The sequence below is a fragment of the Terrirubrum flagellatum genome (assembly GCF_022059845.1).
Lineage (GTDB): Bacteria > Pseudomonadota > Alphaproteobacteria > Rhizobiales > Beijerinckiaceae > Terrirubrum > Terrirubrum flagellatum.
Map to the genome: position 1 here is coordinate 3,662,577 of NZ_CP091851.1, position 26,832 is coordinate 3,689,408.

26 protein-coding genes are annotated in these 26,832 nt (G+C 64.7%); 10 read left to right on the top strand and 16 right to left on the bottom strand.

Annotation, left to right across the window (positions count from 1 at the left end; all coding sequences use genetic code 11):
• Positions 1-85 precede the first annotated feature (85 nt).
• Both rsmD and L8F45_RS17630 read right to left on the bottom strand, forming a co-directional pair.
• Positions 86-646 carry a 16S rRNA (guanine(966)-N(2))-methyltransferase RsmD gene (rsmD, locus tag L8F45_RS17625; protein ID WP_342359176.1) on the bottom strand — a complete coding sequence of 187 codons (561 nt, stop codon included), beginning with the start codon at positions 644-646 and terminating at the stop codon, positions 86-88.
• 8 nt (positions 647-654) lie between these two features.
• The gene (locus L8F45_RS17630) at positions 655-2,715 is read right to left on the bottom strand and encodes a pseudouridine synthase (protein WP_342359177.1); all 2,061 of its coding nucleotides are present in this window, start codon (positions 2,713-2,715) and stop codon (positions 655-657) included.
• On the opposite strand from L8F45_RS17630, the gene L8F45_RS17635 reads away from it, so the two are divergent.
• The gene (locus tag L8F45_RS17635) at positions 2,705-3,169 is read left to right on the top strand and encodes a nucleoside deaminase (RefSeq protein WP_342359178.1); all 465 of its coding nucleotides are present in this window, start codon (positions 2,705-2,707) and stop codon (positions 3,167-3,169) included. The two genes, L8F45_RS17630 and L8F45_RS17635, sit on opposite strands and share 11 nt — an antisense overlap.
• Before the next feature lie 61 nt (positions 3,170-3,230).
• Positions 3,231-4,472: a glycosyltransferase gene (locus L8F45_RS17640; protein WP_342359179.1), complete on the top strand. Its 1,242-nt coding sequence runs from the start codon at positions 3,231-3,233 to the stop codon at positions 4,470-4,472.
• A 176-nt stretch (positions 4,473-4,648) separates the two neighbouring features.
• Here the strand turns inward: L8F45_RS17640 and L8F45_RS17645 are convergent, their stop codons facing one another.
• Both L8F45_RS17645 and L8F45_RS17650 read right to left on the bottom strand, forming a co-directional pair.
• On the bottom strand, positions 4,649-5,137 hold the full coding sequence (locus L8F45_RS17645) for a shikimate kinase (RefSeq protein WP_342359180.1): 489 nt from the start codon (positions 5,135-5,137) through the stop codon (positions 4,649-4,651).
• An 8-nt stretch (positions 5,138-5,145) separates the two neighbouring features.
• Positions 5,146-5,916: a sulfite exporter TauE/SafE family protein gene (locus L8F45_RS17650; protein WP_342359181.1), complete on the bottom strand. Its 771-nt coding sequence runs from the start codon at positions 5,914-5,916 to the stop codon at positions 5,146-5,148.
• Positions 5,917-5,966: 50 nt separating this feature from the next.
• Between L8F45_RS17650 and L8F45_RS17655 the strand changes: the two genes are divergently transcribed.
• Both L8F45_RS17655 and L8F45_RS17660 read left to right on the top strand, forming a co-directional pair.
• A complete protein-coding gene (locus L8F45_RS17655; RefSeq protein ID WP_342359182.1) occupies positions 5,967-7,418 on the top strand; it encodes a lipopolysaccharide biosynthesis protein in 1,452 nt (483 codons plus the stop codon).
• 204 nt (positions 7,419-7,622) lie between these two features.
• The gene (locus L8F45_RS17660; protein WP_342359183.1) at positions 7,623-8,411 is read left to right on the top strand and encodes a L,D-transpeptidase; all 789 of its coding nucleotides are present in this window, start codon (positions 7,623-7,625) and stop codon (positions 8,409-8,411) included.
• A gap of 84 nt (positions 8,412-8,495) precedes the next feature.
• Here L8F45_RS17660 and L8F45_RS17665 read toward each other — a convergent pair whose 3' ends face one another.
• The 8 genes from L8F45_RS17665 to L8F45_RS17700 all read right to left on the bottom strand — a co-directional run bounded on the left by L8F45_RS17665 (position 8,496) and on the right by L8F45_RS17700 (position 17,444).
• Positions 8,496-9,290, bottom strand: a complete 795-nt coding sequence (locus L8F45_RS17665) for a DUF2076 domain-containing protein (protein ID WP_342359184.1) — start codon at positions 9,288-9,290, stop codon at positions 8,496-8,498.
• A 287-nt stretch (positions 9,291-9,577) separates the two neighbouring features.
• Positions 9,578-10,468 carry a hypothetical protein gene (locus L8F45_RS17670; RefSeq protein ID WP_342359185.1) on the bottom strand — a complete coding sequence of 297 codons (891 nt, stop codon included), beginning with the start codon at positions 10,466-10,468 and terminating at the stop codon, positions 9,578-9,580.
• A gap of 316 nt (positions 10,469-10,784) precedes the next feature.
• Positions 10,785-11,702 carry a hypothetical protein gene (locus L8F45_RS17675; RefSeq protein ID WP_342359186.1) on the bottom strand — a complete coding sequence of 306 codons (918 nt, stop codon included), beginning with the start codon at positions 11,700-11,702 and terminating at the stop codon, positions 10,785-10,787.
• Positions 11,703-11,958: 256 nt separating this feature from the next.
• Positions 11,959-13,560, bottom strand: coding sequence for a malate synthase A (gene aceB / locus L8F45_RS17680; RefSeq protein WP_342359187.1), 1,602 nt, complete (start codon positions 13,558-13,560; stop codon positions 11,959-11,961).
• A gap of 105 nt (positions 13,561-13,665) precedes the next feature.
• The gene (locus L8F45_RS17685) at positions 13,666-14,421 is read right to left on the bottom strand and encodes an SURF1 family protein (RefSeq protein WP_342359188.1); all 756 of its coding nucleotides are present in this window, start codon (positions 14,419-14,421) and stop codon (positions 13,666-13,668) included.
• Positions 14,422-14,606: 185 nt separating this feature from the next.
• Entirely contained in the window at positions 14,607-14,972 is a 366-nt protein-coding gene (locus L8F45_RS17690; protein WP_342363484.1) for a DUF983 domain-containing protein, read from the bottom strand.
• Between the two features lie 150 nt (positions 14,973-15,122).
• Positions 15,123-16,739, bottom strand: coding sequence for a histidine--tRNA ligase (gene hisS, locus L8F45_RS17695; protein ID WP_342359189.1), 1,617 nt, complete (start codon positions 16,737-16,739; stop codon positions 15,123-15,125).
• Between the two features lie 333 nt (positions 16,740-17,072).
• Positions 17,073-17,444: a hypothetical protein gene (locus L8F45_RS17700; RefSeq protein ID WP_342359190.1), complete on the bottom strand. Its 372-nt coding sequence runs from the start codon at positions 17,442-17,444 to the stop codon at positions 17,073-17,075.
• Between the two features lie 264 nt (positions 17,445-17,708).
• On the opposite strand from L8F45_RS17700, the gene L8F45_RS17705 reads away from it, so the two are divergent.
• The 3 genes from L8F45_RS17705 to L8F45_RS17715 all read left to right on the top strand — a co-directional run bounded on the left by L8F45_RS17705 (position 17,709) and on the right by L8F45_RS17715 (position 18,704).
• On the top strand, positions 17,709-18,104 hold the full coding sequence (locus L8F45_RS17705; RefSeq protein ID WP_342359191.1) for a hypothetical protein: 396 nt from the start codon (positions 17,709-17,711) through the stop codon (positions 18,102-18,104).
• A 97-nt stretch (positions 18,105-18,201) separates the two neighbouring features.
• Positions 18,202-18,453: a type II toxin-antitoxin system Phd/YefM family antitoxin gene (locus L8F45_RS17710; protein ID WP_342359192.1), complete on the top strand. Its 252-nt coding sequence runs from the start codon at positions 18,202-18,204 to the stop codon at positions 18,451-18,453.
• Positions 18,450-18,704 carry a Txe/YoeB family addiction module toxin gene (locus L8F45_RS17715; protein WP_342359193.1) on the top strand — a complete coding sequence of 85 codons (255 nt, stop codon included), beginning with the start codon at positions 18,450-18,452 and terminating at the stop codon, positions 18,702-18,704. Before L8F45_RS17710 ends, L8F45_RS17715 begins: the two co-directional genes overlap by 4 nt.
• A gap of 222 nt (positions 18,705-18,926) precedes the next feature.
• Here the strand turns inward: L8F45_RS17715 and aptA are convergent, their stop codons facing one another.
• Complete coding sequence (gene aptA, locus L8F45_RS17720; protein ID WP_342363485.1) at positions 18,927-20,264, bottom strand: omega-aminotransferase AptA; 1,338 nt, start codon at positions 20,262-20,264, stop codon at positions 18,927-18,929.
• A gap of 179 nt (positions 20,265-20,443) precedes the next feature.
• Here aptA and L8F45_RS17725 point away from each other — a divergent pair, with 179 nt between their 5' ends.
• Entirely contained in the window at positions 20,444-22,003 is a 1,560-nt protein-coding gene (locus tag L8F45_RS17725; protein ID WP_342359194.1) for a tetratricopeptide repeat protein, read from the top strand.
• A gap of 3 nt (positions 22,004-22,006) precedes the next feature.
• Here the strand turns inward: L8F45_RS17725 and L8F45_RS17730 are convergent, their stop codons facing one another.
• A complete protein-coding gene (locus L8F45_RS17730) occupies positions 22,007-23,488 on the bottom strand; it encodes a methyl-accepting chemotaxis protein (RefSeq protein ID WP_342359195.1) in 1,482 nt (493 codons plus the stop codon).
• 174 nt (positions 23,489-23,662) lie between these two features.
• Here L8F45_RS17730 and L8F45_RS17735 point away from each other — a divergent pair, with 174 nt between their 5' ends.
• Together L8F45_RS17735 and L8F45_RS17740 are read left to right on the top strand one after the other, a co-directional pair.
• The gene (locus L8F45_RS17735) at positions 23,663-24,988 is read left to right on the top strand and encodes an EAL domain-containing protein (protein WP_342359196.1); all 1,326 of its coding nucleotides are present in this window, start codon (positions 23,663-23,665) and stop codon (positions 24,986-24,988) included.
• Positions 24,989-25,045: 57 nt separating this feature from the next.
• Positions 25,046-25,918, top strand: a complete 873-nt coding sequence (locus L8F45_RS17740) for a TIGR01459 family HAD-type hydrolase (protein ID WP_342359197.1) — start codon at positions 25,046-25,048, stop codon at positions 25,916-25,918.
• A 3-nt stretch (positions 25,919-25,921) separates the two neighbouring features.
• Here the strand turns inward: L8F45_RS17740 and L8F45_RS17745 are convergent, their stop codons facing one another.
• Together L8F45_RS17745 and L8F45_RS17750 are read right to left on the bottom strand one after the other, a co-directional pair.
• The gene (locus L8F45_RS17745; protein ID WP_342359198.1) at positions 25,922-26,365 is read right to left on the bottom strand and encodes a hypothetical protein; all 444 of its coding nucleotides are present in this window, start codon (positions 26,363-26,365) and stop codon (positions 25,922-25,924) included.
• On the bottom strand, positions 26,365-26,748 hold the full coding sequence (locus L8F45_RS17750; protein ID WP_342359199.1) for a response regulator: 384 nt from the start codon (positions 26,746-26,748) through the stop codon (positions 26,365-26,367). Before L8F45_RS17750 ends, L8F45_RS17745 begins: the two co-directional genes overlap by 1 nt.
• Between the last annotated feature and the right edge of the window lie 84 nt (positions 26,749-26,832).

The following is a 26,832-nucleotide window of genomic DNA, read 5'->3' on the forward strand; positions in this document are numbered from 1 at the left end:
ATACCCTCACCCGTCATTGCTTCCGCGACGATGCTGCGCATCGCGCGGCAATGACACCCTCTCCCACAGGGAGAGGGGCGCTCAGTTATCGCTGCGTGTAGCGCAAAATCCGCATGACGCTGTCGCTCTGCGCGCGCTCATCCTCGACCGTAAAACCTGCGGGAACAGCGATCTCAGCGTCGCCCGCTTCTTCCCAGCAGACGAGCGCATTGTCCTTCAGCCAGCCGCCATTTGCGGCTGAGGCGAGCGCCTTTTCGCCAAGTCCCTTGCGGTAAGGCGGATCGCAGAAGACGAGATCGAACGGCGCAACCGTTTCGATCTTGCCAAGCGTAGTCGCGTCGCGACGGAAAATCTTCGTCACGCCCGCGAGGCCCAGCGTCATCACATTTTCGCGGATCAGGCTGCGCGCCTCGACGCCTTCATCGACAAAGAGCGCGAAGCTTGCGCCGCGCGACAAGGCTTCGATGCCGAGCGCGCCGGTGCCCGCGAAGAGATCGAGCACGCGCGCGTCCTTAGCGGGATCATCGAACGCATGCGCGAGAATATTAAACAGGCTCTCGCGCAGGCGATCAGAGGTCGGTCTGATCGCCTGCGACGCCGGCGCCTTCAGCGCGCGGTTGCGCAACCGCCCGGCGACGACGCGCATCGATCAGTTCAGCGCGGCTTGCGCGGAGGACGCGCGCCGCCGCGCGGCCCGTCGAATTTCTTAGGTCCGCGCGGAGCGCCAAAGCCGCCCTTGCCGCCGGGTTTTCCACCAGCGCGCGGCTTGCCCGCAAATGACGGCTTGCCGCCGAACGAAGGTTTGCCGCGCCCAGCGGGCCGCTCTTCGCGATCGCGGCGTGGCGGCCCGTCATCTCCGAAACGTTCGCGACGCGGCGGACGATCATCGCGCGCCTCGAATGAACGGCCTTCGCCGCTTGGCTTGTCGCGGAATGCAGGCTTGTCGCCGCGTCCGCCGAAGCGATCGTCCTTCTTGAATGGCGGGCGACCCGCGCCGGAGCGAGGACGATCATCGCCGGAGCGCTCGCGCCTCGGCGGGCGATCCTCACGCGCTTCAAAAGCACGGCCCTCGCCCCGCGGTTTGCCGCGAAAGCCCGGTTTGCCGCCCCGATCGTCTCGCTTGAAATCGGGCCTTTCGCTGCGAAATGGCGGCTTGCGATCATCGCCGAAACGCTCGCGACGCTGCGGTCTTTCTCCGCGCTCCTCAAACGAACGGCCCTCGCCGCGCGGCTTGTCGCGAAATGGCGGCTTGCGATCGCCCGAGCGCGGCGCACGATCCTCGCGCGAGCGGAAGGGGCGCGCTTCATCGCGCGGACTGCGACGCTCTTCGAAATTCCCGCGTCGGGGAGCGGCGTCTTCACGCGGCCGGAAATCCCTGCCTTCGCGACGATCGCTGCGATCCTCTTCAACACGTGGGCGCCGACGCGGCGCGGCGTCGCCTGACGGCGCGCCCTTTCGCTCGGTATCGCGGCGATCGGCGGGATGATCGCGGCGCGGCGGACGGCGCAGCGAGTCCGCCGGCCTCTCTGCACCGACAATGCGCTCGACGCGCACGCTGCGGCCGCGGCGATCCTGCGTGTCGCTCACTTCGATGCGGCGTTCAGTGTCAGCCTCGATGCGCGACCAGGGCTCGACGCGCGCGCGCGCATTCTCGCCGCCGGGCGGCGCGCGATCGACATGAGCGGAGAAATCGACGCCAGCCTTTTCCGCCAGCTCTTCGCCGAGTTGTTCCGCGAGATGGCGCGTCTTCACCTCGTCGACCGCGCCTTCCGGTAGATCGCCAAGCTGGAACGGGCCGAACGACACGCGGATCAGGCGCGCGACCTGATAACCCAGATGTTCGAGCACGCGCTTGATCTCGCGATTCTTGCCCTCGCGCAGATCCATGGTGAGCCAGGCGTTGGCGCCCTGCTCGCGATCGAGCGTCGCGACGATCGGCCCATAGGAGACGTCGTCGATCGTCACGCCCTCGCGCAATTTGTCGAGCTCGGCCTGATCGGGATGGCCGAACACGCGCACGCGATAGCGCCGCAACCACGCCGTATCGGGATGGGCGAGCACGCGCGCGAGCCCGCCATCATTGGTCAGCAGCAGCAGGCCTTCGGTGTTGATGTCGAGGCGGCCGACCGACACGACGCGCGGCAGCATCGAGGGCAGCACGTCGAACACAGTCGAGCGGCCTTCGGGATCGCGCGCGGTGGTCACGAGGCCCGGCGGCTTGTGATAGAGCCAGAGCCGCGTGCGCTCGCGGTCGGGCAGCTTCGCGCCATCGACGCTGATGCGATCGCTCGGGCCGACATTGATCGCCGCCGATTTCAGCACCTTGCCGTTGACGGTGACGCGGCCTTCCTCGACCAGCTTCTCGGCGTCACGGCGCGAGCAGAGCCCAGCGCGCGCAATCACCTTGGCGATGCGTTCGGGTTTCTCGGCGCGAATCTCCACTGGCGCGCTCGGCGCCTTGTCCTGTGGCGCGCCTTTCGCCGCCCTATCGTCCTTGCGACGCGGCGGCTTGCCATCGTCACGCGCGGGGCCGCGCGGCGGTCCCTTGCGGAAGGGTCGATCGCCTGTCTTCTCGCCGCGGGCGTCTCTCGCGCCTGAGCGGCTGAATTGTCCGCCCGGTTTGCGGCCGGGCTTGCCTTTATTGGGTCTGTCGTTCATCGCGGCGAGATAGCAGACGCGACCCAGCACGGCGAGACGCCGCCCGATGAAAAGCAATCCCGATTCCGCCGCCCTTGACCCCTGGGACGCCGCCTTCGCCGAAGCGCGTCTGGCGGGCGCCGCTGAGGAAACGCCGGTGGGCGCGGTGATTGTGCGGCAAGGGGAGATCATCGCCCGGGCCGGCAATCGCGCGATCGCCGACCGCGACCCGACCGCGCATGCCGAAGTGCTGGCGATTCGCGCCGCCTGCGCCGCCACCGGCTCGGAGCGGCTGCCGGATTGCGACCTCTACGTCACCCTGGAGCCCTGCCCGCTCTGTGCCGCCGCGATCTCGTTTGCGCGCATCCGCCGGCTCTATTTCGCGGCGTCCGATCCCAAGGGCGGCGCAGTCGAGAACGGGGTCAGGTTCTACAACAGCCCGACCTGCCACCACGCGCCCGAGGTCTATGGCGGCATCCGCGCCACGGAGGCCGGCCAGTTGCTCAAGGATTTCTTCGCCGCGAGGCGGTGAGGGCCAAGGGTTCATCAACCCTGCTGATGTAAGCCAGCGTTGACTTACGCTAGGGTCGTCCATGCGCAGCATCATCGTCAGCGACTTCGCAGCCGTGAATGGCGGCGCGGCCAAGGTCGCGATCGAGAGCGCGCGCGGCCTCGCGGAGGCGGGCTGCGAGATCGTGTTCGTCTCCTGCATCGGGCCGGCCGCGGAGGCGCTTGATCACCCCAACATCCGCGTCGAGATGATCGAGGCGGCCGAAGTCTGGAGCGTGAAAAATCCGCTGCGCGCGGCGTCGCAGGGCGTGTGGAATCAGGCGGCGGCGGACAAGCTCTTGTCGATCATCGCGCGCGAACGCGGGCGCGAGACCGTCGTCCATCTGCATCAATGGACGAAAGCGTTCAGCCCGGCGGCGATTGGCGCCGCAGCACAATCGGGCCTGCCGACCTTCATCACGATGCATGATTATTTCAGCTTCTGTCCCGAAGGCGCCTATTTCGATTTCCGCGCGGGGCGCGCTTGCGACCGCGCGCCGATGTCGGCCTCCTGCATGACGGCGAATTGCGATCGCAAGTCCTATGCGCACAAGCTCGTGCGCGTGGCGCGGCAATGGCGATCCGATCGCGCGCTGGCGGCGGCGCGCAACTTGACTTTCATTCATGTCAGCGATTTCGCGCGGCGCTTCGCCGAGCCGCATCTGCCCGGCGATGCGCGGCATGCGACTGTTGAGAACATGATAGAGGTCGCGCAGCGGCCCGCGATCGACGCCGCGCGCAACAAGCCCGTGCTTTTTCTCGGCCGCTTCACGGTAGAGAAGGCGCCGCATCTGCTTGCGGAGGCTGCGGCGCGCGCGGACGTCCCGGTGCGTTTTGTCGGCGACGGCCCGATGAAGGACGCGATCGCCAAGGCCAATCCCGCCGCCGAAATCCTGCCCTGGATTCCGGCCGATAAGGCGCTCGATGCGATAGCGGAGGCGCGCGCCCTGGCGGCGCCGTCGCTCTGGTTCGAGCCGGGCCCGCTTGTCATCGCCGAAGCGCGATCGCTGGGGCTGCCGACCATTCTCGCGCGAATGACGGGCGCGGCGAGCTGGATCAGGGATGGCGAGGATGGGCTTTTGGTCGAACCCAGCGACGTCGACGGACTCGCCGTCGCGCTGGAACGCTTGCAGGACAATGATTTCGCAGCGCGCATGGGGCGCGCGGCCTACGACGCCTATTGGCGCGACCCGCTGACCACGGCGCGGCATGTGAAGAAGACGCTCGCGCTTTATGAAAGCGCGCATGAATGGAAAATTGGCGCGCCGATCGCGAAGGCGAGCTGAGAGCGACGAATATTCGCGGAGCCTTCCTGTTCGCATGTCATGCCCGGCCGTGGGCCGGGCATCCACGAATTCAGCTTGCGATATCTTCGTGGATGGCCCGGCCAAGCCCGGCCATGACAGCTTTCATAATCTCGGAGCGCTCAAACCATCAACGCGCATGTTGCTCCGGTTCGTCTTCAGAGGCGCGTCTCGATGAAGTCTGAGATCGCCGCCGCGGCTTCTTCAACGCTCATCCCGCCATTATCCAGAATAAAGTCGCTGAACTCGCGACGCGTATATCCCTCTTCATACATTTCCACGATGCGCTGACGCTCGCCTGCGGACAAAATTCGCCCGCCGCGATCAGCAAGCGCAATTTCGAGCGGAGGCGCCAACGTGACGACGACAAGCTCTGCGCCTCTTAATTCACAGGAGCGTCGCAATCGCGCGTAGGACTCCTGCTCGACGGGATAGGCGATCACGAGATGATCGGCCTCGGATGTCGCGAGCAACCGCTCGATCCGTTCCCACGCCGCAACTATTCTTTCCGCAAGCGGGGCGTCATCCGGAGCATCATGATCATCGCCGTCTATGAAGACGGCGCTGCGAAGAAGCGCAGCCAGGCGCGCGCCCACCGTGGATTTTCCGGCATTGATCGGACCATTGAGTACGATCGCCGCGCGCATGGCGAGGGTCAAACCATCAACGCGCGCACGGTGTCGATAAGCAGCTTCAACGCTGCGACGCCGAGGAACAGATAGCACCAGAAGAATAGGGTCTCGCGCGTCAGCCGATCATGCAGCGCGCGGCCGGCATAGACGCCAACCGGCACGATCGGCGACAGCGCCAGCGCCGCCCACAGCGCATGCGGGCGCGCAAGCCCAAGGATCGCGTAGGGAACGAGCTTCACCAGATTGCCGGCCATGAACACGGCGACGTTGGTCGCCGCGAACTTCGTCTTATCGAGGCCGCGACGCAGCAGATACATCGCGATCGGCGGCCCGCCGGCATGGGCGACGAAAGTCGTGAAGCCTGACGCGAGACCGGCCGCGATGGCGAGCGGCGGCGAGGTCGGCGCATTCGACGGCGGCGCGGAGCGGCCCTTCAGAAAATAATGCGCGGTGAAACCGAGCGTCACCACGGAGATGACGAGCGTCACCCAGCGGGAATCGACGGCGACGAACATCAGCCATCCCAGCCCGATCCCGACCACGAGCGCCGGCAGCAGCCATTTCAGGTCGGGAATCGACCAGTGCTTCGGCCCGAAAGCGCCGACCGCGAAGACGTCCATGAAGGTGATCAGCGGCGCGACGATGATCGCCGCGTCGAGCGGCGGCGCGGCGAGCGCCAGGATCGGGATGCCGATGATGGCGAGCCCGCCGCCGAAGGCCCCCTTGGCCATGGCCATGACGAAGGTCGCGACGAGACCGGCGGCGTAGAACAGGGGATCGCTGGGAAAAGGCATGCGCGCAGTTAGCCGTTTCTTATGGCGCTTCGGCTATGTGAGGCCGGCCGATGACTATCATCCTCACCTTCATCGTCAATTCGTTCCTGAATTTCGTTCTCGGCCTCGCGCTGGCGAAGTTCCTGGGGCCGGACGATTTTGGCCGCTACGCCATCGCCATGGCGTTCGCCGTGCTGGTCAACAGCGTGATGTTCGACTGGATCAGGCTGTCGACCGCCCGCTTCTACTCCGAGAAGGTCCGCGCCGAGCAGCCCGCCCTGCGCGGCACGCTCGATTTCCTCGTCGCCTGCATGTCGTTTGCGACCTTCGGGCTGCTTGCCGCGGCCGTGCTCGCCGGCGTCGATTTCCGCGTGCCAACCGCTCTCGCCTGCGCCGCGACAGTGGCCGGCCTCTGCATGGCGCTGTTCGATTTCGGCGCGACGCTGACGCGCGCGCGCTTTCTCGATCGCAGCTACAGCCTGCTCGTCATCGTCAAGAATATTGCCGCCTTCATCCTCATGGTCGGGGGCGCGTGGATCACCGACGATCCGCTCGTTGTGCTGATCGGTTCGGCGCTGAGCTCCATGGCCTCGCTGCTGCTCGCGCGCCGCGTGCTGCATGATCATGGCGCCGATCTCACGAAGCCCGACTGGACTCTGGCCAAGCAATTCGCGCTCTACGGCCTGCCGCTGATGGCGGCGAACATGTTTTACCAGCTCATCACCTTCATGAATCGCGCGATGATCGCCGACGCTTACGGCTATGCGGAAGCGGGCCAGTTCGCGCTTGCGACCGATATGGGCATCCGCATTTTCGCGACGCTCGGCTCGGCGCTTGATATTTTCCTCTTTCAGGTCGCGGTGAGAGCGGACGAGCAGAACGGCCGCGCGCACGCGGATCAACAACTGTCGCGCAACATGAGTCTGGTGCTGGCGCTCTGCGCTCCCCTTGCGGCGGGCTACTGGCTTGCGCTGCCGATGTTTGAAGCGCTCATCGTGCCGGCGGATTATCGCGGCCATTTCGCCGCCTACAGCACGATCCTCATTCCGGCGATGTTCTGCTACGCGCTCGTTCTCTATGCGCTCAATCCCGTATTCCAGATTCAGAAGCGGACATGGCCCGTGATCGGCGCCGCTTTCATCGCCGTGATCGTGAATGCGATCTTCGCAAAGACGATCGCGCCGTCGCTTGGACCTTCGGGATTCGCATGGGCGCAATTCGCGGGCTACAGCGCCGCGCTCGTGATGGTGTTCGTGGCGAGCCTCGTTCTCTCCAACGTGCGCCCCGCGCTCGGCGACGTGCTGCGCATCGTCGCGGCGACGGCGCTGATGACGCTCTGCGTCTGGCCGCTGCGCGACCTCCCACCCGGCATCTTCAAACTCGCATTGATCGTCGCGCTCGGCGGCGCGATCTATGTCGGAATGGCGCTCGCACTCAATATCGCGGATGGACGGTCGATTCTGCGCGACAGGCTGGCCGCCCGCAAAGCGGGAGCGGGCCGCGCGCTGTTCACCGATCGCTAACCAAGACCGCGCCGCTTCAATCCTCCATTCACCAGTTCCGTTGAGCGCCTGTCAACCACGACGCGCGAAACCGCTGCGGCGCAGCGCTTTCTCATGCCCCTTGCCGGGCATTTTACCAATTCGGTGAACGGGTAACGCTAATGATTGGTGAGGGCGCGCAACCTGCGCGTCTTTCCGCGTATCGGTTGCGTCACGAGTCTGGCGATGAAACATCCTATCCTGATGGCGGCGCTGCTGGCCGCAACTTCGGCTCCCGCCCTCTCCATTTCATCAGAAGCGCAGACCTTCGGGCAATCGTCCGAAGCCATCACCGGGACTGTCGGCCCACGCGCTTCGCGTCCGACGCCCTATGCGCAGAATGTGATGCGCACTGCGAACAATCTCGGCGGCGGCTTCATCGAAATGCTGGTGACCGGCCGCGATCCGACGTCGCGAGGCGCAGACAATTATGTCTATGCGCCCGAGCCACAGCGGCGCGGCTATCTCCAGAACATGTACGCGTCGGTTCCGCCGCAGCAGGTCGAACAGCGCCCGGTGCGCAAGGAGATCGATCCGCGCTTCCTGAAGCAGGAGGTCGCCTATAGCGGACCGCATCGGCCCGGCACGATCGTCATCGATACGCCGAACAAGTTCCTCTATCTCGTGCAGAGCGGCGGCACGGCGATCCGCTACGGCATTGGCGTCGGCCGGCCGGGATTCGCTTGGGCGGGCACAAAATCAATCACGCGCAAAGCGGAATGGCCAAGCTGGACGCCGCCGGCGGAAATGCTGAAGCGCCGGCCCGACCTGCCGCGCTTCATGGCCGGCGGCATCGAAAATCCGCTCGGCGCGCGCGCCATGTATCTCGGCTCTTCGCTCTATCGCATCCACGGCACCAACGAGCCGGAGACGATCGGTGAATCGGTTTCGTCAGGCTGCATCCGCATGACGAACGAAAACGTCGTCGATCTCTACAATCGCGTGCGCGTGGGAACGACCGTCATCGTGATGTGAGCGGACACATAAAGCGATCATTGTCGCGCCAACAAAAAACCCGCGCCGAAGCGCGGGTTTTTCTTTGCCTGATATGAGACGCGATCAGGTCCAGTCGCTGTCGCTTCCGCCGCCACCGCCGAAATCGGAGCCGCTTTCGTCTTCGTAGGACGCGTTGTCGTAGCTTCCGTCCTGACCCGAGGAACCCGGGTCCTGATAGCCGGCGTTATCGTAGCTGCTGTTGTCGGAGTTGCTGTTCGAGTGATCGCTCAGCGAGGCCGACTGGTCGCTCTTGCTGTCGCCGAAGCCCAGCGAGTTGGCGATGCCGCTCGCGCCGCCATGGCTGTTGAAGGCGTTCATCAGCGCGTTGCCGGCGATCAGCCCGCCGGCGACGCCGGCCGCTGTGACGGCAGCCGTGCCGAGGAAGCCCATGCCGCCGCTACGGGCGGGAGCCGCCTGCGCCTGCGCCGGAGCGTAGCCCTGTTGGTAGCCCTGGCCGCCGGCGGGAGCGCCCCACGGGCTCGGCTGCTGCTGCGGAGGCGCGCCATAGCCGGCCGCGCGCTGCGGTTGGCTGAAGGACGGCGCCGGGCCGGTCGGACGCGCGGCTGAGCCGCCGCCGAAGATGCTCGACAGGAAGCCGCCGGACTGGGCCGGGGCCTGCTGCGGCGCGGCTTGGCGTAGGCGCGCCACCTCGGCCTGGAGCTGCTCCACCTGCTGGCTCAGATTTCCAAGCGCCTGTTCCTGCACAAAAATCGACTGGGCCATCGCGTAAGGCGCGTAGGGCTGCTCGCGAATCCGGTCCGCGATGAAACGTTCGGCCTCCGGATCACGCGGCTGGTAAGCCGCTTCGCGCAAGCGATCGAAGATACCGCCGATCACATTGCGTTCTTCGGGGGTCATGGTCGTTCTCCTCTGGTGGGAGGCGTCAGTCGGCCTCCGCGCCACAAGACATGGAAAACAAGCGTGGCGTTTTCAAGCCATACCAAATACGCCGAGCTGGCGTCGATTATGTGAATGTGTCCTGGCGCACATGCCCCGCAAAGCGCGCTTAGAGCATGGCGCGAAAAAGCGGGAACCGGTTTTTCCGAGACGAACGCTAGCGTTCGCTCTGCGAAAGCCATGCTCTAAACTTCTGGAATCGATCGCGTTCCCGCATTTTGATTGATTCAATCAAAATGCGGCGTGATCTAGAAATCGTGGTTCAGCTTGAGCTTGACGATGTGGCGCGAGAAATTCGTGAGATCGAGATTGCCGCCCACGGAGTTCGCGCGCCCCGCGACCTGCACGTTCCATGCGCCGGAGAACGCCCAGCCCTGGGTGAAGGCCCAGTAGAAATTCGGGCCGAGGAAGGTCGCGTTCCCGAGTTCACGCGAGAATCCGACGCTGTCATAGCGGCGGAAATGGCTGAGCTCTCCGCCCGCGAAAACGCCGTCCGCGAATTGCCACGTCCCCGCCGCGCCCAGGCGCGCCACGGACGTGTTGGCGTAGCCGTTCCGGGGCGAGCCGAGATCCTGGAAATTCCAGTCGTAGCTCGCGTTCAGCGCGCCGAAGAGTTTGCCGGCGATCAACTCCTTGTCGGCGAAAATGGAGAAGACGCCGTCATAGACGCTGCGCGAGCGGCCTTCGAGCGTGTAGTAGGCGCCGTTGGTGGCGGCCCCCTGCAACACGGCGTCGAAGGTCAGACCGACGCCGTGAATGTCGCGTCCCAGCAGCTTGTATTTGAATTCCACGCCGCCGCCGAACTGCGAGCCATTCGCCTTCGTCCCGAAGGTTTTGGAATAGGTCGGGCCGCCGAACAGGTAGGGGTCGACCTCGATGCAGGGGAAGGGCGAATAGGTCGCCTGAAGATTTCCGCTGTGAGCGCCGAGGCGGCCTCCACGCGTTCCAAACGAGCCGCTATAGGTTCCGGACAACGAGAGTTGCTTCCAGTCGTTGACGTCCGATCCCGTATTGAAGCCGAACACGTCGTTGACGAGGCTGTTCTTCTCAAGACAGGCGTTCGAGGCGGAGGGCGACGGCGCGGGCGCCCGTAAATCCGCCCCTGAGGCGCCGCCGCATCCCAGCGGAAGCGCCGCCAAGGCGCCGATCCATCGCAACCTGCCCCCGATCATCGCCCCACCATTATTGCGAACCGTTCTCAATAACAAAGCACGCGGCCGGATTCGGCGCAACCGCTATTTCACGCATTCATTGCGGACGAGAGACATGGCGCCGCCAACAACGCGCCGGCAGCAAAAAGCGGCCACGGGTGCATGGCGCGAAAAAGTGGGAACCGGTTTTTCGCGAAAGCCATGCTCCCAATTTTAGAATCGATCACGCCGCACTTTGATTGTTTCAATCAAAGTGCGGCGTGATCTGGGGGCCGCTTTCAAACAATCGACGATTTGCCGTCGATCAGAAGGAGTAGGCGAACTTCACCTTCAGCAGGTGCTGGTTGAAGTTCACGATATCGAGGTCGCCGCCCGAGAGCGCCGGACCTCCCGTCGTCTTGCCAGCCACCTGCACATTGTAAGCGGCCGTGACGGCGAGCTTGGGCGTCGCCTGCCAGTAGAAGTTCGGGCCAAGTGTCGTGGCGTAGCCGAACTCATCGCCGAAGAAGCCCTTGTAGCGGCGGAAGTGATTGATGTCGGCGCCGATGAAGAAGCCCTCGACGAGCTGGTAGCTCAGCGCGGCGCCGAGACGCAGCACGCCGGTGTCGGTCGCATCGCCGATGCCGGCGATCACCTTGTTGCGGAAGTTGAAGTCGTAGGCGACGTTGATCGCGCCATAGAGCTTGCCGCTGATCAGCTCCTTGTCGAGGAACAGCGACGGGATGACGTCCCAGGTGCTCTTGGTCGGCGCGTAGAAGGCGCCATCATTGCCGACGCCCTGCACGATGATGTCGAAGGTCGCGCCGAGGCCGTGCGTGTCGCGGCCAAGGAACTTGTATTTCGCCTCGAGGCCGCCGCCGAAATAGCTGCCATTGCCGATGCCGCCGAGGCCGCCATTCTTCACCCAGCCGCCGGTCAGATACGGGCCGATCTCCATGCAGGGCAGGATGCCGTAGGACACCTGGCCGATGATCTGATGGCCGTTGAAGTCGCCGAAGCGCGTGCCGTAAAAGCCATTGTACTGAACGCTCGCAGACAGCGCCTGATAATCGTTGGTGTCCGTGCCGACCTGGAAGCCGAACACGTCGATCGGCAGCGCGTTCTTCTCAAGGCAGGCGGCGCTCGGCGGCGGAACCGGCGCGCCCTTGCGCGACGGGAGATCGGCGGCGAAAGCGGCGCCCGAGACAAGAACGGCGGACGCGAGAGCTGCGAAACGAAGCATTGGAGTGTCCTGAATGTGCCCCAGCATTATGCTTCCAATATCTGGAACCTTCCGCGCCGGCTCAAGGAAAACATGCTGAAATCGCTGTGCAGGTTGCACTGCAAATAGGCAAACAAGCCTGATTTTCGTGGATTGATCCACGCTGTTGCAATCTCGCCACAAACGTGGCGATGACACGGCGAGAACCGGGCGAGCCCGGCTCTCATCCATTAACATCTTCTTTATTCTCGCGAATTCGGCTTTATCGCCGATATTTTCACGCCACCAGGCGATAGGCCGGTAGCGTCAGGAACTCTTCAAATTCCGGGGCGAGCGACAATTTGCGGAAGAGTTCGATCGCTTCGGGGAATCGGCCTTTCGCATATGCGTCAGCGCCGACTTCCAACTTCACCTTCTCCATCTCTTCCCCGAGGCAGCGCTCGAACAGCTCCGGCGACGCCTTCACGCCGCCTTCGAGCGCGACGCCATATTTCACGAACTGCCAGATCTGGGCGCGGCTGATCTCGGCGGTCGCCGCGTCCTCCATGAGATTGTAGATCGGCACGGCGCCGCGACCGCGCAGCCACGCCTCGATATACTGGACGCCGACGCGGATATTGTCGCGCAGTCCCTGCTCGGTGCGCGCACCCTCATGCACCTTGAGGAGATCGGCGCGCGTCACCTCGACATCGTCGCGCTGGCGATTGACCTGATTCTGCGACGGCATCATCCGGTCGAACACCTCCATCGCGACCGGCACGAGATCGGGATGGGCGACCCAGGTGCCGTCGCAGCCATCGCCGGCCTCGCGCTCCTTGTCCGCCTTCACCTTGGCGAAAGCCGCTTCATTCGCGGCGGGATTGTTTTTCACCGGAATCTGCGCGGCCATGCCGCCCATCGCGAAGGCGCCGCGCTTGTGGCAGGTCTTCACCAGAAGCTGCGCATAGGCGCCAAGGAACGCCTTGCCCATGACCACCTGCGAACGGTCAGGCAGAACGAAATTCGGATTCTTCGCGAGCTTCTTGATGGCGGAGAAGATGTAGTCCCAGCGGCCGATATTCAGCCCGACGATACGCTCGCGCATGGCGTGGAGGATTTCATCCATCTCGAACGCGGCCGGCAGCGTCTCGATCAGCACCGTCGCCTTGATCGTTCCCTTCGCGAGACCAAGCGCCTGCTCGGCGAAGGAGAACACATCGTCCCAGAGCCGCGCCTCCTGCCAGCTCTCGATCTTCGGGATGTAGAAGTAGGGGCCGGACCCTTGAGCCAGCGCGGCCTTGGCGTTGTGGAAGACATAGAGGCCGAAATCGACAAGCGAGCCCGACGCGGCTTCGCCGTCGATCTCGATATGGGCCTCGGGCAGATGCCAGCCGCGCGGCCGCACGATCAGCACGGCGGGCTTGTCCTTCAGCTTGTAGGCCTTGCCGCTCGCGGGATCGGTGAAGTCGATTGTGCCGGCCCAGCGGTCTTTCACATTGATCTGGCCTTCGATCATGTTGGCCCAGGTCGGCGACGACGCATCCTCGAAATCGCCCATGAACACTTTCGCGCCGGAGTTCAGCGCGTTGATCACCATCTTGCGGTCAACGGGGCCGGTGATCTCGACGCGGCGATCGCGCAGGTCGGCAGGGACCGAGCCGATCATCCAGTCGCTCTCGCGGATATGCCTGGTGTCGGCGAGGAAATCGGGCGTCTCGCCGGCGTCGAAACGCTTCTGCCGTTCGGCGCGGACGGCAAGCAGCCGCTTGCGGGTTTCATTGAAACGGCGATGCAGGCTCGCGAGGAAGGCCAGCGCGTTGGCGCTCAGGATTTCGTCGTAACGGGCGGCCATCGCGCCCTTGAGGACGACGCCCTTGTCGGTCGTGGATGAAGCGGACATGAGGCGTCTCCTTGCTGGTTGCGTGTGACGCCAGCCCTCTACGCTCCGGTCACTTATGCGATAACCCGATGTAATCGCCCAAGGCTGTTTCCACTCTGGAAAAGATCAGGCGTCGTTTGCGGCAGTCTTGCCAACATGCGGCCTGAGCTGGCTGCGCAGCCAGAGGCCGAACATCACGACCGTCACGCCGGCCAGCGCGAACCAGGTGATGGCGTATTGCAGATGGTCGTTGCGCAGATTGATTTCATCAAGCTGCGGTCGCGGCCAGCCGCCCGGCGGGACCGGCTGCTCCAGCTCGATGAAAAAGGGCGGCGCCCTGCTCGCCTCGTGAATGCCGGTCGCGCGCTGCATGCCGGCGAGATCGCGCCAGAACCATTGATTGCGGGCGACATCGTTCGCCGGCGTGAACGAACCCGCCTGCTCCGGCATGCGAATGCGACCAATAATCGAAACCTCTCCTGCGAGCTGGCCGTCGGCGCGCATCGCGGGATTCTTCAGGCGATCGGGCACGACGCCGCGCATCACAAGCACTGCGCCTTCCTCGGTGTCGAAGCGCGTGATCACCATCCAGCCCGCGCCATTGCGCTGGGCTGAGATCATCAGCAGTTCGCGATTGTTGTCGAAAATCCCTTTCGCGGCGACGCGGGCGAAGTCGGCGCCGTCGACCGTTTTGGGGTCGCGCCATTCCGGCGGAATATCCTTGAGATCGGCCGGCGCGCCTGATGCCCGCGCCTCGACCTGCGCGATCAACGCCTCCTTCCACGCCTTGCGCTGCAACTGCCAGACGCCGAGCGAGCACAGGATCGCGAACAGGATCAGCGTCGCGAGGGAGAAGCCGATGAATTTGCGAGAGGACGTCACGCGAAGTCACCCTCCCCTTGAAGGGGAGGGTCGGCGGAGCAAAGCGACGCCGGGGTGGGGTGAGTTTGTCGGCGCCTGTTCGATTTCACCCCACCCCGCTCCTCGCCTTCGGCCCGGATCGACCCTCCCCCTCAAGGGGAGGGTGAGCGCGCGCATCGGAACGCTTGTGGTGAGAGTGGCGACGCTCACTTCTCGAACCGCCCCTCTTCAGCGCGATTGGAATATTGCAGGCAGATCATCACGCCCTTTAGCGGACGCAGCAGCGCGGCGCTCAAGAGGATGGCGAGCGTCGGCCAGAGCGTGAAATGAATCCAGATCGCCGGCTCGACCGTAAATTCAAGCCACAGCGCGCCGCCGACCACGATGAAGCCGACGATGAACATGAGGAAAACGGCCGGACCATCGGCGGAATCGGCGAAGGAATAATCGAGATCGCACGCGTCGCATTTCGGCGCGAGCGTGAGATAGCCCGCGAACAATTTCCCCTGGCCGCAGCGCGGGCATTTGCCGGCGAGGCCGACGGCAATGGGATTTTGCGGGGGATATTGCATCGCGTCTCGCCTGTTCGCCGTCCTACCCTCGATGTCATCGCCGGGCTTGACCCGGCGATCCAGAATAACATTCACCACCGCGCCCTTGAAGCTGGATCGCCGGGTCAAGCCCGGCGATGACATCTGGATAGATGTTGGCGCGATCTGTTCTCACTCTATGCCATGCGCGTTCAGCAATTCGCGCACCTTCGCGACCATCTCATCCTCCTTGCAGGAGAATTGCGCCAATCGCGCGGCGCGATATTCCGCATTCGACTTGAACGCATCGGCCTGCTTCGCGCCTTCGATCAGATCCTTGATCTGGACTTCGCCGGCGTCGCGCTCGTTCGAGCCCTGAATGATCACGCAGGGCGAATTACGGCGATCGGCGTATTTGAACTGCGGGCCGAGCTTGTTTGAATCTCCGAGATACATTTCGGCGCGAATGTCGGCGTCGCGCAATGTTGCGACCAACTTCTGATAAGCGCCAATCTGATCTTTTTCCATCACAACCACGACGACGGGGCCGTTCACATTCGCACCCGTGACGATCGGCGATTTGATCGTCTGCAACGCCGCGACAAGGCGCGAGACGCCGATCGAAAATCCCGTCGCCGGCACCGGCTCGTTGCGGAAGCGCGAGACGAGGCCGTCATAACGCCCGCCGCCGCCGACCGAACCGAAGCGCACGGGTTTTCCGTCCTCTCCCGTCACCGCGAAGGTGAGTTCGCATTCGAAGACGGGGCCCGTGTAATATTCGAGGCCTCGGACGACTGACGTGTCGATGCGAATCCGGCGAGAACCATATCCCGCAGCGGAGCAAATGCGTTCAATCTCGACGAGTTCGGCGACGCCTTTTTGCGTAGTTTCATTTTGTGGAAGTGCGCCAGTTTGCAACGTCCTGAGCTTATCGGAGTTGAGCACGCGATAGCGCTTCGTCTCACCAAACATTGAATAGGATAGAATATTGTCGTCGTTCGGATCGAATTCAGCGCTTGGCAATTCGCCGCCCAGGAACAGTCCAGCCTGGATCAGCCGAATGATGTTCGCCGCTTCAACCTGGCTCAGTCCTGCGCCTTTGGTGAAGTCGCCGCTCTCGTCCTTTCGGCCATCGCCAAGCAATTGCATGACGCCGTCGCTGCCGAGGCGATCATATTTATCAATCGCCCTCAGCACCGTGAGCCGGCGACCCGCATTCTCCTCGCCGCCGAGGCCGATCGCCTCCATCACGCCATCGAGAATCTTCCTGTTGTTGACCTTGATAACGTAGTCGCCGCGCTTGACGCCAAGCGCCTCCATCGTATCCGCCGCCATCATGCAGACTTCGGCGTCAGCGGCGACGCTGGAAGCGCCCACCGTATCGGCGTCGAACTGCATGAATTGGCGGAAGCGGCCGGGGCCCGGCTTCTCGTTGCGAAACACCCAACCCGCGCGATAGCTGCGATAGGGTTTCGGCAGGCGGTCGAAATTCTCGGCGACATAGCGCGCGAGCGGCGCCGTCAGGTCGTAGCGCAGCGACAGCCACTGCTCGTCATCGTCCTGGAAGGAGAACACGCCCTCGTTCGGGCGATCCTGATCCGGCAGGAATTTTCCCAGCGCGTCGGTATATTCGACGAAGGGCGTCTCGACGCCCTCGAAGCCGTAGCGCTCATAGACCTCGCGGATCTTGTCCATCATGCGCGCGGTGGCGGCGAGATCGCCAGGGTCGCGATCGACGAAGCCGCGCGGCGCTCGCGCGGCGACCTTGTTGGATTTCTTCTCGGGCTTGTTCTTCTCGGACTTGGACATGTTCAGCGGCTCGGAGGTTGGGGCCTCCTAGCGGCTGGCGGGCGCGGGAGCAACGCGACAACGCGAACACCGCTGACTCGATCTCGCAAGTGATTCCACCCTCCCCTTGCGGGGAGGGTCGATCGCCCGGCGATCGGGGTGGGGGTCGGCCCGCCTGGCGCCGACAGTCTGAGCTTCATTCTTCATGACCCCCACCCCTAACCCCTCCCCACTGACCTCGGGCCTGCCCGAGATCAGCGTTGGAATGCGCAAGTCAGGCAGGCCTGACTTGCGCTGGGGAGGGGAACAGGTGGAGATCGTTTCGAGGCTGCGGGATATAAAAACAGCGAGAGATCACTCGCAGACGCGCACCCGGCGATCGACCGTGTCGCCATAGGCGTCGATCTCCCGGCGGATCACGATGCGGCATTGCTGCTCGCCATCGAGGATGATCGGCTGGGTGTAGGTCCGGCGGTCGACGATCGGCGCCGGCGGCGTCAGCCGCTGCTCCTCATAGACCCGCGGCTGCGGCTCAACGATCACCGGACGCGACTCATAATAGCGCCGCTCGATAATGACGGGCGCGCGGCCATAGGGGGCGACATAGCCCGGCGGCGCTGTCTCGACTTCGACCTCCTGGGCGAAGGCCGGCGCGGCCAGGAATCCAGCCGAGGCCACGACGCCCGCGCCTGCGAGCGCCGCCGTCGCCAAAACTGTTCGCAGCATGATGTCCTCCTGTGCGAAGCGACGCTCCTGCCGACGGCGGCCGGCGAGGCGCCAGGAACGGACAGGCTCACGGCCCATCGTGACCATGATGCGGTGATTTCGGGGTCATTCCGGCGCCATTCAGAGGCGCGGGTTGGGAGGCGGGCGCGGCGGACCGTCGCGCGCGACGCCCGGACGCATGGCGATCCCGGCCTCGCCCCCCATGTGGCCGATAACCGTCAGGCCGTCCTTCGCGCTTGTAAGCGCTTGCAAAAGGAGGAGCCCATGGACCCCCGCTCCAACCGGCCCGTCTCGACCGAGCTTCATCCCGCCGTCTTCAAGGCGATCGCCGGGCTGACCCTTCTGTTGATCTTCTCGGTCTGGCTGTTCGCCGGCGACGGATATGGCGAATTCCTCGCCAGCGTCGTCACCGGCTTCCTGCTGCTGACCCTGTTCTTGCCGCGAACGCTGTGGCGGGTCGGAGGTAAGCACGCGGAAAGCGACGAGATGCGCCAGAACCCGCCGACGTTTCATGACTGGTCGCATGGCGATCTGCACACCGGCGGCGGCCGGATGTCAGGCGCCGAAGCGACGCTGGAGGCGCTGACGCCGATCGGCGCCGTCGCCATCGGCATGATGCTGTTCGGCCTCCTGTTCAACGCCATCATGGGCGCACAGTAGGGCGGCGCGGCTCGCTTCACCGTTCCGGAACAGTGGCAAATTTCGCGCGCCGTAGAGCCATCTTGAAAAGTTGTGCAGTTTTTTGTACAATCAACCTATGAAGACCATCACCTATTCCAGCTTGCGGCAGAACCTGTCGGCTGTGCTCGATCAAGTCAGCGATGATCGCGAGCCGATCATTGTGACGCGCTCCAACGGCCGGGCGGCGGTGTTGATGTCGCTCGAAGACTTCGCCAGCTACGAGGAAACTCGTCATCTGGCGGCGAGTCCGGCGAACCGAAAGCGTTTGCTGGCGGCGATCCACGAATTCGAAAAAGGCGGCGGGACCGAACGCAATCTCGCCGAATGAAGATCGTCTTCTCAGAACAGGCTTGGGAAGACTATCTGTACTGGCAAGCGAACGACGCAGCGCTTCTGCGTCGAATCAACGAATTGATCCGCGACGCCAGTCGATCGCCCTTCAAAGGAATCGGAAAACCGGAGCCGCTCAGGCACGAATTCGCTGGCTGGTGGTCACGACGCATCACACGGGAACACCGGCTCGTTTATCGCGTCAGCGGCGATGCGCTACAAATCGCCCAGTGCCGTTATCACTACTGACGCTTGCGAGCTGAAGGCGCTCCCCCCGTCCCCGGATTCATGCAGCGAAGGCGAAGCCTGAGCGGAATGAAGTCCGGGGCCCGGCATAAGACTCGCGAGCGAAGCGAGCGCTTCTCGAAGCAAAATCGAGACAGCGCCTTCGGCGCAGAAATCTTTCGCTAGGTCCCGGACACGTCTCGCCGCGCTAACGCTTGCTCGACGTTCCGGGAACGACGCGTCGCCTCACGCCACCGCCTTGATGACCTTCGCCACCTTGTCGGCGATCTCGCCGATCTGGCTTTCGCTGACGATCAGCGGCGGCGTCAGCGCCAGCGTGTCGCCTGTCACGCGCAGCATGATGTCGTGATCGTGGAAGCCCGACTCCATCGCGGCGTAGGCGCGCTTGCCCGGACCATCAGGCGACGGCGCGAGATCGACCGCCGCGACGAGGCCGACGGTGCGCACGTCGAGCACGTTGGGCAGGCCTTTCCACGCGTCCATCATGGCGTCCGCAAACAGCGGCTCCAGTTTCTTCGCGCGCTCGAACAAGCCCTCTTCCTTGTAGAGCTCCAGCGTTGCAAGGCCCGCCGCCGCCGCCATGGGATGGCCGGAATAGGTGTAGCCGTGGAACAGCTCGATCACATGTTCGGGGCCGTTCATGAAGGCGTCGAAAATGCCCTTGCGCACGAGCACGCCGCCCATCGGCGCCGCGCCTGACGTGACGCCCTTGGCGAAGGTGATCATGTCAGGGATGACGCCGTAGCGCTCGGCGGCGAAGGCGTGGCCGAGACGGCCGAAGCCGGTGATGACCTCGTCGAAAATCAGCAGGATGTTGTGCTTGTCGCAGATGGCGCGAAGCTTCTGCAGATAGCCCTTCGGCGCGGGAAGAACTCCCGTTGATCCCGCCATCGGCTCGACGATGACGGCGGCGATGGTGGACGCGTCATGCAGGCCGACAATGCGCTCGAGCTCATCGGCGAAATGCGCGCCATAGTCCGGCTCGCCCTTGGTGAAGGCCTGGTTCTCGCGGCTGTAGGTCGAGGGGAGATGGTCGACGCCGGCGAGCAGCGAGCCGAAGAATTTGCGGTTCGGCACGATGCCGCCAACCGAGATGCCGCCGAAGCCGACGCCGTGATAGCCGCGCTCGCGGCCGATGAGACGCGTCTTCGAGCCCTTGCCGCTGATGTTCCAGTAGGCGAGCGCAATCTTCAAAGCGGAGTCGACCGCTTCCGAACCGCCGCCGCAGAAGAAGACGTGATCGAGATCGCCCGGCGCCATCGCGGCGATGCGCGCGGCCAGCGCGAAGACCTTGGGATGGCCGTACTGGAAGTTCGGCGCGAAATCGAGCTCTTCAGCCTGCTTCTGGATCGCCTCGATGATCGGGCGGCGAGCATGACCGGCGTTGCAGCACCAGAGGCCGGCCGTCGCGTCCATCACCTGGCGGCCGTCATCGGTGACGTAATGCATGTCCTTCGCGCCAACGATCATGCGCGGGCGCCGTTTAAAGGCCCGGTTCGCGGTAAACGGCATCCAGAAGGATTCAAGATCGTTCGGCGCGAGCCTGGACGAGGTGGACATCATCATCTCCGGGAAAAATCTGCGCGACCGTATCAATCCGCGGCGCAGGCGCAACCATGCGAAACGCAAAGGGCCTTGCGGAATTTCCGGGTCGCGGCCTTGCCGGCCAAGGGGGGCATGCTACCTTACGTCACCTAGCCTGAAGCCACGCGGGGGGCGCGGCGGCTGGCGGAACCAAGACGATGACCGATCAGGTCACGCCCGAGGAGATCAGGGAGCAGTTGGCGCGCCTGCGCGCCTCGGATCTTTTTGCATCTTCTCCGCAGCTCGTGAACTTCCTCGACTATGTCGTCGAAGAGCGGCTCGCCGGGCGCGAAGCCGAGATCAAGGGCTACACCATCGCCGTCGAAGCGCTGGGCCGGCCGCCCGAGTTTGATCCGCAGGTCGATCCCATCGTGCGGGTCGAAGCGCGGCGGCTGCGGCGCACGCTGCGCGTCTATTACAGCGGCGCGGGCGCGCATGATCCGATCGTCATCTCGATGCCGACGGGCGGTTATTCCCCAACCTTCCATCGCGGCCGGCGTGCCGCCGAGATCGCAACGCCGACGATGAGCGCGCCAGCCGTCGCGGCGCGGGCGGCGATCGAGGCGACGCTGCCGACCGTCTGGTTCCCGCCGCTGCTCACGAAAAATGGCTCCTTCGCACCCGCCAATGATCTGATTGGCCATCTGATCCTGCCTTTCGCGCGCTTCGACGAGGTGAGGGTCATCGGCCTCTCGGCGCCTCCGCCAGAACGGGAATCCGACGTGTATCTCGTTCGCGGACGGACAGTGATCCGGGACAATGTCGAGTCCCGCGTCACCGCCGCGCTGCTCGCCCCCCAGACACGCGATATTCTCGTCGCCCGCAGCATGCCGATGTCGCAGCGCGGCGAAGACGGTGGCGAAGCGATGATCCCCGATCCCGCGGCGGTGCGTCAGTTCGCGATCGACGTGGCGCGGCCGCTCGGCGTCATCGGCGCCGACATTCTTGCGCAACCCGATTCCGGAGCATCACGGCGCTGGCTGCATGCGATGCTGACCTATTGGCGCGGGATTTCTCCCGGGACGCATCTGCGCGCGCGAACCGAAATGCGTGCGGCGACAACGCATGGCAAGGTTGGCGCTCTGGTTCAGGCCTATCTCGCCTTTCTCGCCATCGACGAACGCCGCAACGGCTTCAATCCCGAATCCGGAGACGCGCTCGACCGGGCGCTCACTCACGCCCGCGCGGCGGTGACCGCCGCGCCTGCGAGCGCGCGCGCCCAGCAGGCGCTGATGGATGCGCTGTTCATGCGCGGCCAGGACGAGGACGCGCACATCGCCGCGGCGCGCGCGATCATGCTCAATCCGTTCGATGTGGATATTCTCGCCGAATACGGCGCGTGGCTCGTGCAGACGGGAAGCGTGGCGCAGGGACGCGAAAAGCTCCTGACCGCCGCCGCCGCTCTGCCCGTGAGAGCGCCCTGGCATGATTTCTATCTCGTTTTGTCCGCGCTTCTCCTCGACGACCCGGACGCGGCGCGCAGGCACGCCGAAGTCACGGTCTCCGACAGGGACCGCATGAGTCTGCTCTTGCGCCTGCTGGCGGCGAAAGCGACCGGCGAGGATGAGCAGGCGCGCGCGCATGCGCGTTCCCTGATCGCTCTCGACGCCAGCTACGCCACGGATTTGCGCGGGATGTTGTCGCGGCGGAGATTCACGCCGGCCATTCTCGACTGGCTTACGGAGCAACTCGAAAGCGTTCTGAAGCCCGTTCCCTGACTGCTAGCCGATCGCCCGCGACGCTTCCTTGATCTTGCGCGCAGAGGAATCGATCTGCGTCGCCGCGCGCGCGATCTCGTTCACGCTGCGGCTGATGCCGCCGACGCCGTCCGCCGCGGTCTGCATATTGTCCGACATCGTGCGCGTGACCGTGGACTGCTCCTCCACGGCCGCGGCGATCGTTGTCGAGACGTCGTCGATGGCGGTGATCGTGCTTGAGATCGCGCCGATCGCTGCGACAACCTTGCGCGCGTCCGATTGCACCGCCGTCACCTGCGCGCCGATCTCGCGCGTCGCGTTGGCCGTCTGCGCGGCGAGTTCCTTCACTTCGGCCGCGACGACGGCGAAGCCGCGCCCGGATTCGCCGGCGCGCGCTGCTTCGATGGTGGCGTTGAGCGCCAACAGATTGGTCTGCGCCGCGATCGTATTGATGAATTCGACGATCTCACTGATTTTTTCCGTGGCGTGCGCGAGACTGTTCGCCACGTCGCTTGTCTCGCGCGCCTGTTCGACGGCGCGCCACGCCACATCCTGCGCGCGCCCGACCTGCTGGCTGATCTCCTCGATCGACTTCGCCATTTCGTCGGCGCCGCGCGCGACGAGTTCGACATTCGCAGCCGCCTCGACGGAGGCCGACGCTGCGCCGTCCGCGCCTTGCGTCGCTTCCGTCAGCGCCTCCACCATCTGCTGCAGATCAGCGTCGATCGCGTGCTGGATCTGCGCGCGCCGCTCGATATCGATCACCTGAGCCGTCACGTCCATGGCGAGCTTGACGACTTTATATGGCGCGCCATTCTGGTCGAGGATCGGATTGTAGGTCGCCTGAATCCAGATCTCCCGGCCGTTCTTGCCAAGACGACGATACCGCGCAGCCTGATATTCGCCGCGGGCGAGCGCTTTCCAGAAATCGCGATATTCGCTGGTCTCGGCATAGGCGGGCTCGACCAATATGCTGTGGCGTCGCCCCTGAATTTCGTCCAGCCGATAGCCGACCATCGACAGAAAGTTTTCGTTGGCGGTGAGAATCTTGCCGTCGAGGGTGAATTCGATCACGCCCTGCGAGCGGTTGATCGCTGTGAGCTGACCGCGAATCTCGGCGTTGAGCCGCCGCTCCTCGGTGATGTCGGTCACCAGCTTGACGATCTTGAACGGGGCGCCGCGGCGCCCGAGCAGCGGATTGTAAAATCCGCGAATCCATATCTCCCGACCGCCGGCGGCCATGCGCCGGAACTCGCCGGTCTGATGCTCGCCCGCGCGCAACCGCCCCCACAACCGCTGAAACTCCTGAGCTTCGCGATCGGCGGCGGGCAGGAACATGCTGTGATGTTTGCCGCGTATCTCCGCGAACGTGTAACCCATCATCCGGAGGAAGTTTTCGTTCGCCGCGACAATCACGCCGTCGAGGTCGAACTCGACGCTGGCGTGATATTTATTGAGCGCCGCTCGCCTGGCGGCGATTTCGGCGCCCTTAAACAGAAACCACATTCGCTCCATCCGACCGGCGGGTGAGGCGCACAATGCGCCGGGGATGGTTTACCGGCGGCTAATGGCGCGTGGGCAACGCAGTCCCGCAGCCCTAATCCTCTCGCCGGCTCAGCCGCTTCGCTTTATCGTTGATTCGCGCGAATCAGCGGGGTTTTCGCGGGCGGCGGACGTTTCATGACCCAGACCATCACCATGCGGACGGCTCCCTTTTATCTCGGGGGGCTGGCGGCGTGCGCGGCGGCGGCGGGCTTTGGCGCGTCCTATTGGCTCGCGACGCCGCCGCCCGTCTCGGCCCTGCTCGGGATGCTGGCGGCCGGTTGCGGCGCGGCCGGTCTCGAACTGCGCGCGCGCCGCCGGCAGATCGACCGGCTCGAAGACGCCGTGCTGAGACTCGCGAGCGGACTTGAACGGGCCGGCGCCCATCTTGCGGCGCTCGATGATCGGTCGCGCGAGGTCGAGCAATGGATCACGCGCGACGCGCGCCCCGGCGTCGAACAATCAGCCGCCGAGATCGAGATGCTCGGCACGCTGGTGAAAGAGCTCGCAGTCACGGTCGCGCATCACGACGCCGAACTCGGCGCGCCCACTGGCGCGGCGCCAGCGGCTCCGATTCCCGCGCCGCTGGAGCCGACCGCGGCCGAATCGCAGAAGGTGGCGAACGCGCTCGATCGGGCCGTCGCCGAAGGCGCGTTCGAACTGCATCTGCAGCCGATCGTGTCGCTGCCGCAACGTCGCGTGAAATTCTACGAGGCGTTCGCGCGGCTGCGCGCGCCGGACGGCGGCCTGATTCCTCACGATCACGGGCTGGCGCTCGCCGACGGCGCCGGACGGCGCGCGGCGCTCGACGCCGCCGCGATCCGGCGCCTCGCCATCGCGACCCGGCGTCTGGTTGCGCGCAATCGCGACATCGCGACGTTCCTGCGCGTGTCCGATCGCTGCATGTCCGAGCCCGAAGCGCTGATCTCGGCGCTCCATTCAGTCCAGGATCTCGCCGGTCATCTCGTCATCGTCTTCTCGCAGACGACGGGCCGCATGCTCGGCCGCCACGGCCTTGCGCGCCTGAAGCCGCTCGTCGATCTCGGCTTCACCTTCGGCGTCGACGGCGTCGTCGATCTCAGGCTCGATGCGCGCATGCTGTTCGACCACGGCGTGCGCTATGTGAAGGCGTCGGCGGATATTCTGCTCGCGGGATCGACGCGCGCGCCGTCGGAAATCCATCCGCAGGACCTTGCGCGGCTGCTGGCGCGCAATGGCATCCAGCTCATCGTCGACGGCCTCGATCTCGAACGCACGGTCGTGGAGGCGCTCGATCTCGATGTCCGCTTCGGTCAGGGCGACGCCTTCTCGGCGCCGCGGCCGGTCAAGCCGGAATTGCTGGAGCCCATTCCTGATCCGCCTGTCGCGCCGCCGCCGGCGCCGCCGGCGAACGACGTCCCCGCCGCGGAGCCGGCCGCGCCACCTTCCCGTTCGTCCTATCGCTCGACCTTGAGACGCGCCTGAAGGCGACGGCTTGACGTCTGGCGCCGACGCCCGCACACGGCCGGCGCTCCCTTCCGCATGGTTCTTTCCGTGGTCCCCGTCGCCTCCGGCCTGTCCAGCCTCGTCCAGGACATCGATCTCCTGCTCGTCGACGTCTGGGGCGTGCTCCATAACGGCCTCGCCGCCCATCCCGCCGCAGGCGACGCGCTGACGAAATTCCGCGCCCGGGGCGGCTTCGTCGTTCTCGTGTCGAACGCGCCGCGCGGCGGCGACATCGTGGTTGGGATGCTCGACCGGCTCGGCGTGCCGCGAACCGCCTATGACGGCGTCGTCACCTCCGGCGATGTGTCACGCGCCATTCTCGCGCGCGAACGACCGGAAACGCTCGCCTATATCGGGCCCGACAAGGACCGCGTCGTCTTCGCCGGGCTGAAAATTCGCGAGACGGACATTGCGGCGGCCGACATCGCGCTGTGCACGGGCCTCTTCAACGACGAAGGCGAAACGCCCGACGACTACAGGGCGCAACTCGAAGCGTGCCTCGCGCGCAATCTCACCATGATCTGCGCCAATCCCGATCTCATCGTCGAGCGCGGCGCGGAGCTGCTATGGTGCGCAGGCGCCATCGCCGACAAATACGAACGCATGGGCGGGCGCGTCGTCTGGACGGGCAAGCCGCATCGCGTGATCTATGACGCGGCGCTCGATCTCGCCGGCCTCACGCTGAAGAAGCCTATTGATCTCTCGCGCGTCATGGCGATCGGCGATGCGATCCGCACCGACGTCGCCGGCGCGGCGGGTCTCGGCGTGCGATCGCTGATGATCGCCGACGGCATCCATGCGAAGGATCTGTTCAGGGGCCAGCGCGCGATCGACGCTGAAAAGGCGCAGGCGTTTTTCGCTACGGCGGAGTTCAAACCCGACGCGGCGATGGCGCGACTGGCCTGGTGACGGCTATTTTTCTTCGGTGAAGAGGTCGTCGATCGCGGTCTGGCCGAGATGACTCTCGGTATCGAGCGCGGGGCCGTGGGCAAGCCGGTCGGCGCGGCGCTTTGCGGTCGCGATGGACTCGGAAGCCGCGGCCGTATTCGTGGATTTCTCGGCGGCGCCGAGCTTTTCGATGATCGCCAGCAATTCGGCGGCGCGCGCCACATGCTGGCCGACAATATCGTGGAAAACGCAGGCGCTGAGCGCGTCGAAGGCGCGATCTTGGGCGTTGTCGCTCTCGGCGATTACATCCTCGAGGCCGGAGATGATCGTGGTCGCAGCTTCGGACGTGGCGTTGACGACAGCCGAAAGGCGATGGCGCAGCTCGTCAATGTCAGCGCGGAATCGCTCGGACGCCGACGGGCTTTCCGCCGGGACCGGGTTCGTTTTGGGCGCTGCTTTCTTCCGCATCAGGCGCCGCAGGCGGCCTCGATCTTGGTTTTCAGCGTCGTCGCGTTGAACGGCTTGACGATATAGTTGTTCACGCCGGCCTTCTTCGCCGCGATCACGTTCTCGGTTTTCGATTCCGCGGTGACCATGATGAAAGGCGTGTCGCGGATCGCTTCCTCGTTGCGCACCTGACGCAGGAGGTCGTAGCCGGTCATCGGCTCCATGTTCCAGTCGGAGATGACGAGGCCGTATTTCTTGCGGCGCAGCTTCGCCAGCGCAGCGGCGCCGTCGGGCGCATCGTCGATATCCTCGAAGCCGAGCTGCTTCAGAAGATTGCGAATGATCCGGATCATCGTCTGGTAGTCGTCGACCACCAGGATCGGCATCGAAAGATTGAGCGCCATGCTCGTGAACCCCTGCACGTCGCCGGCGCGCGCGGACGCAGCCGGCCGATCGCATCCACCCTCTGATAGCCGCGAAGGCGTTAC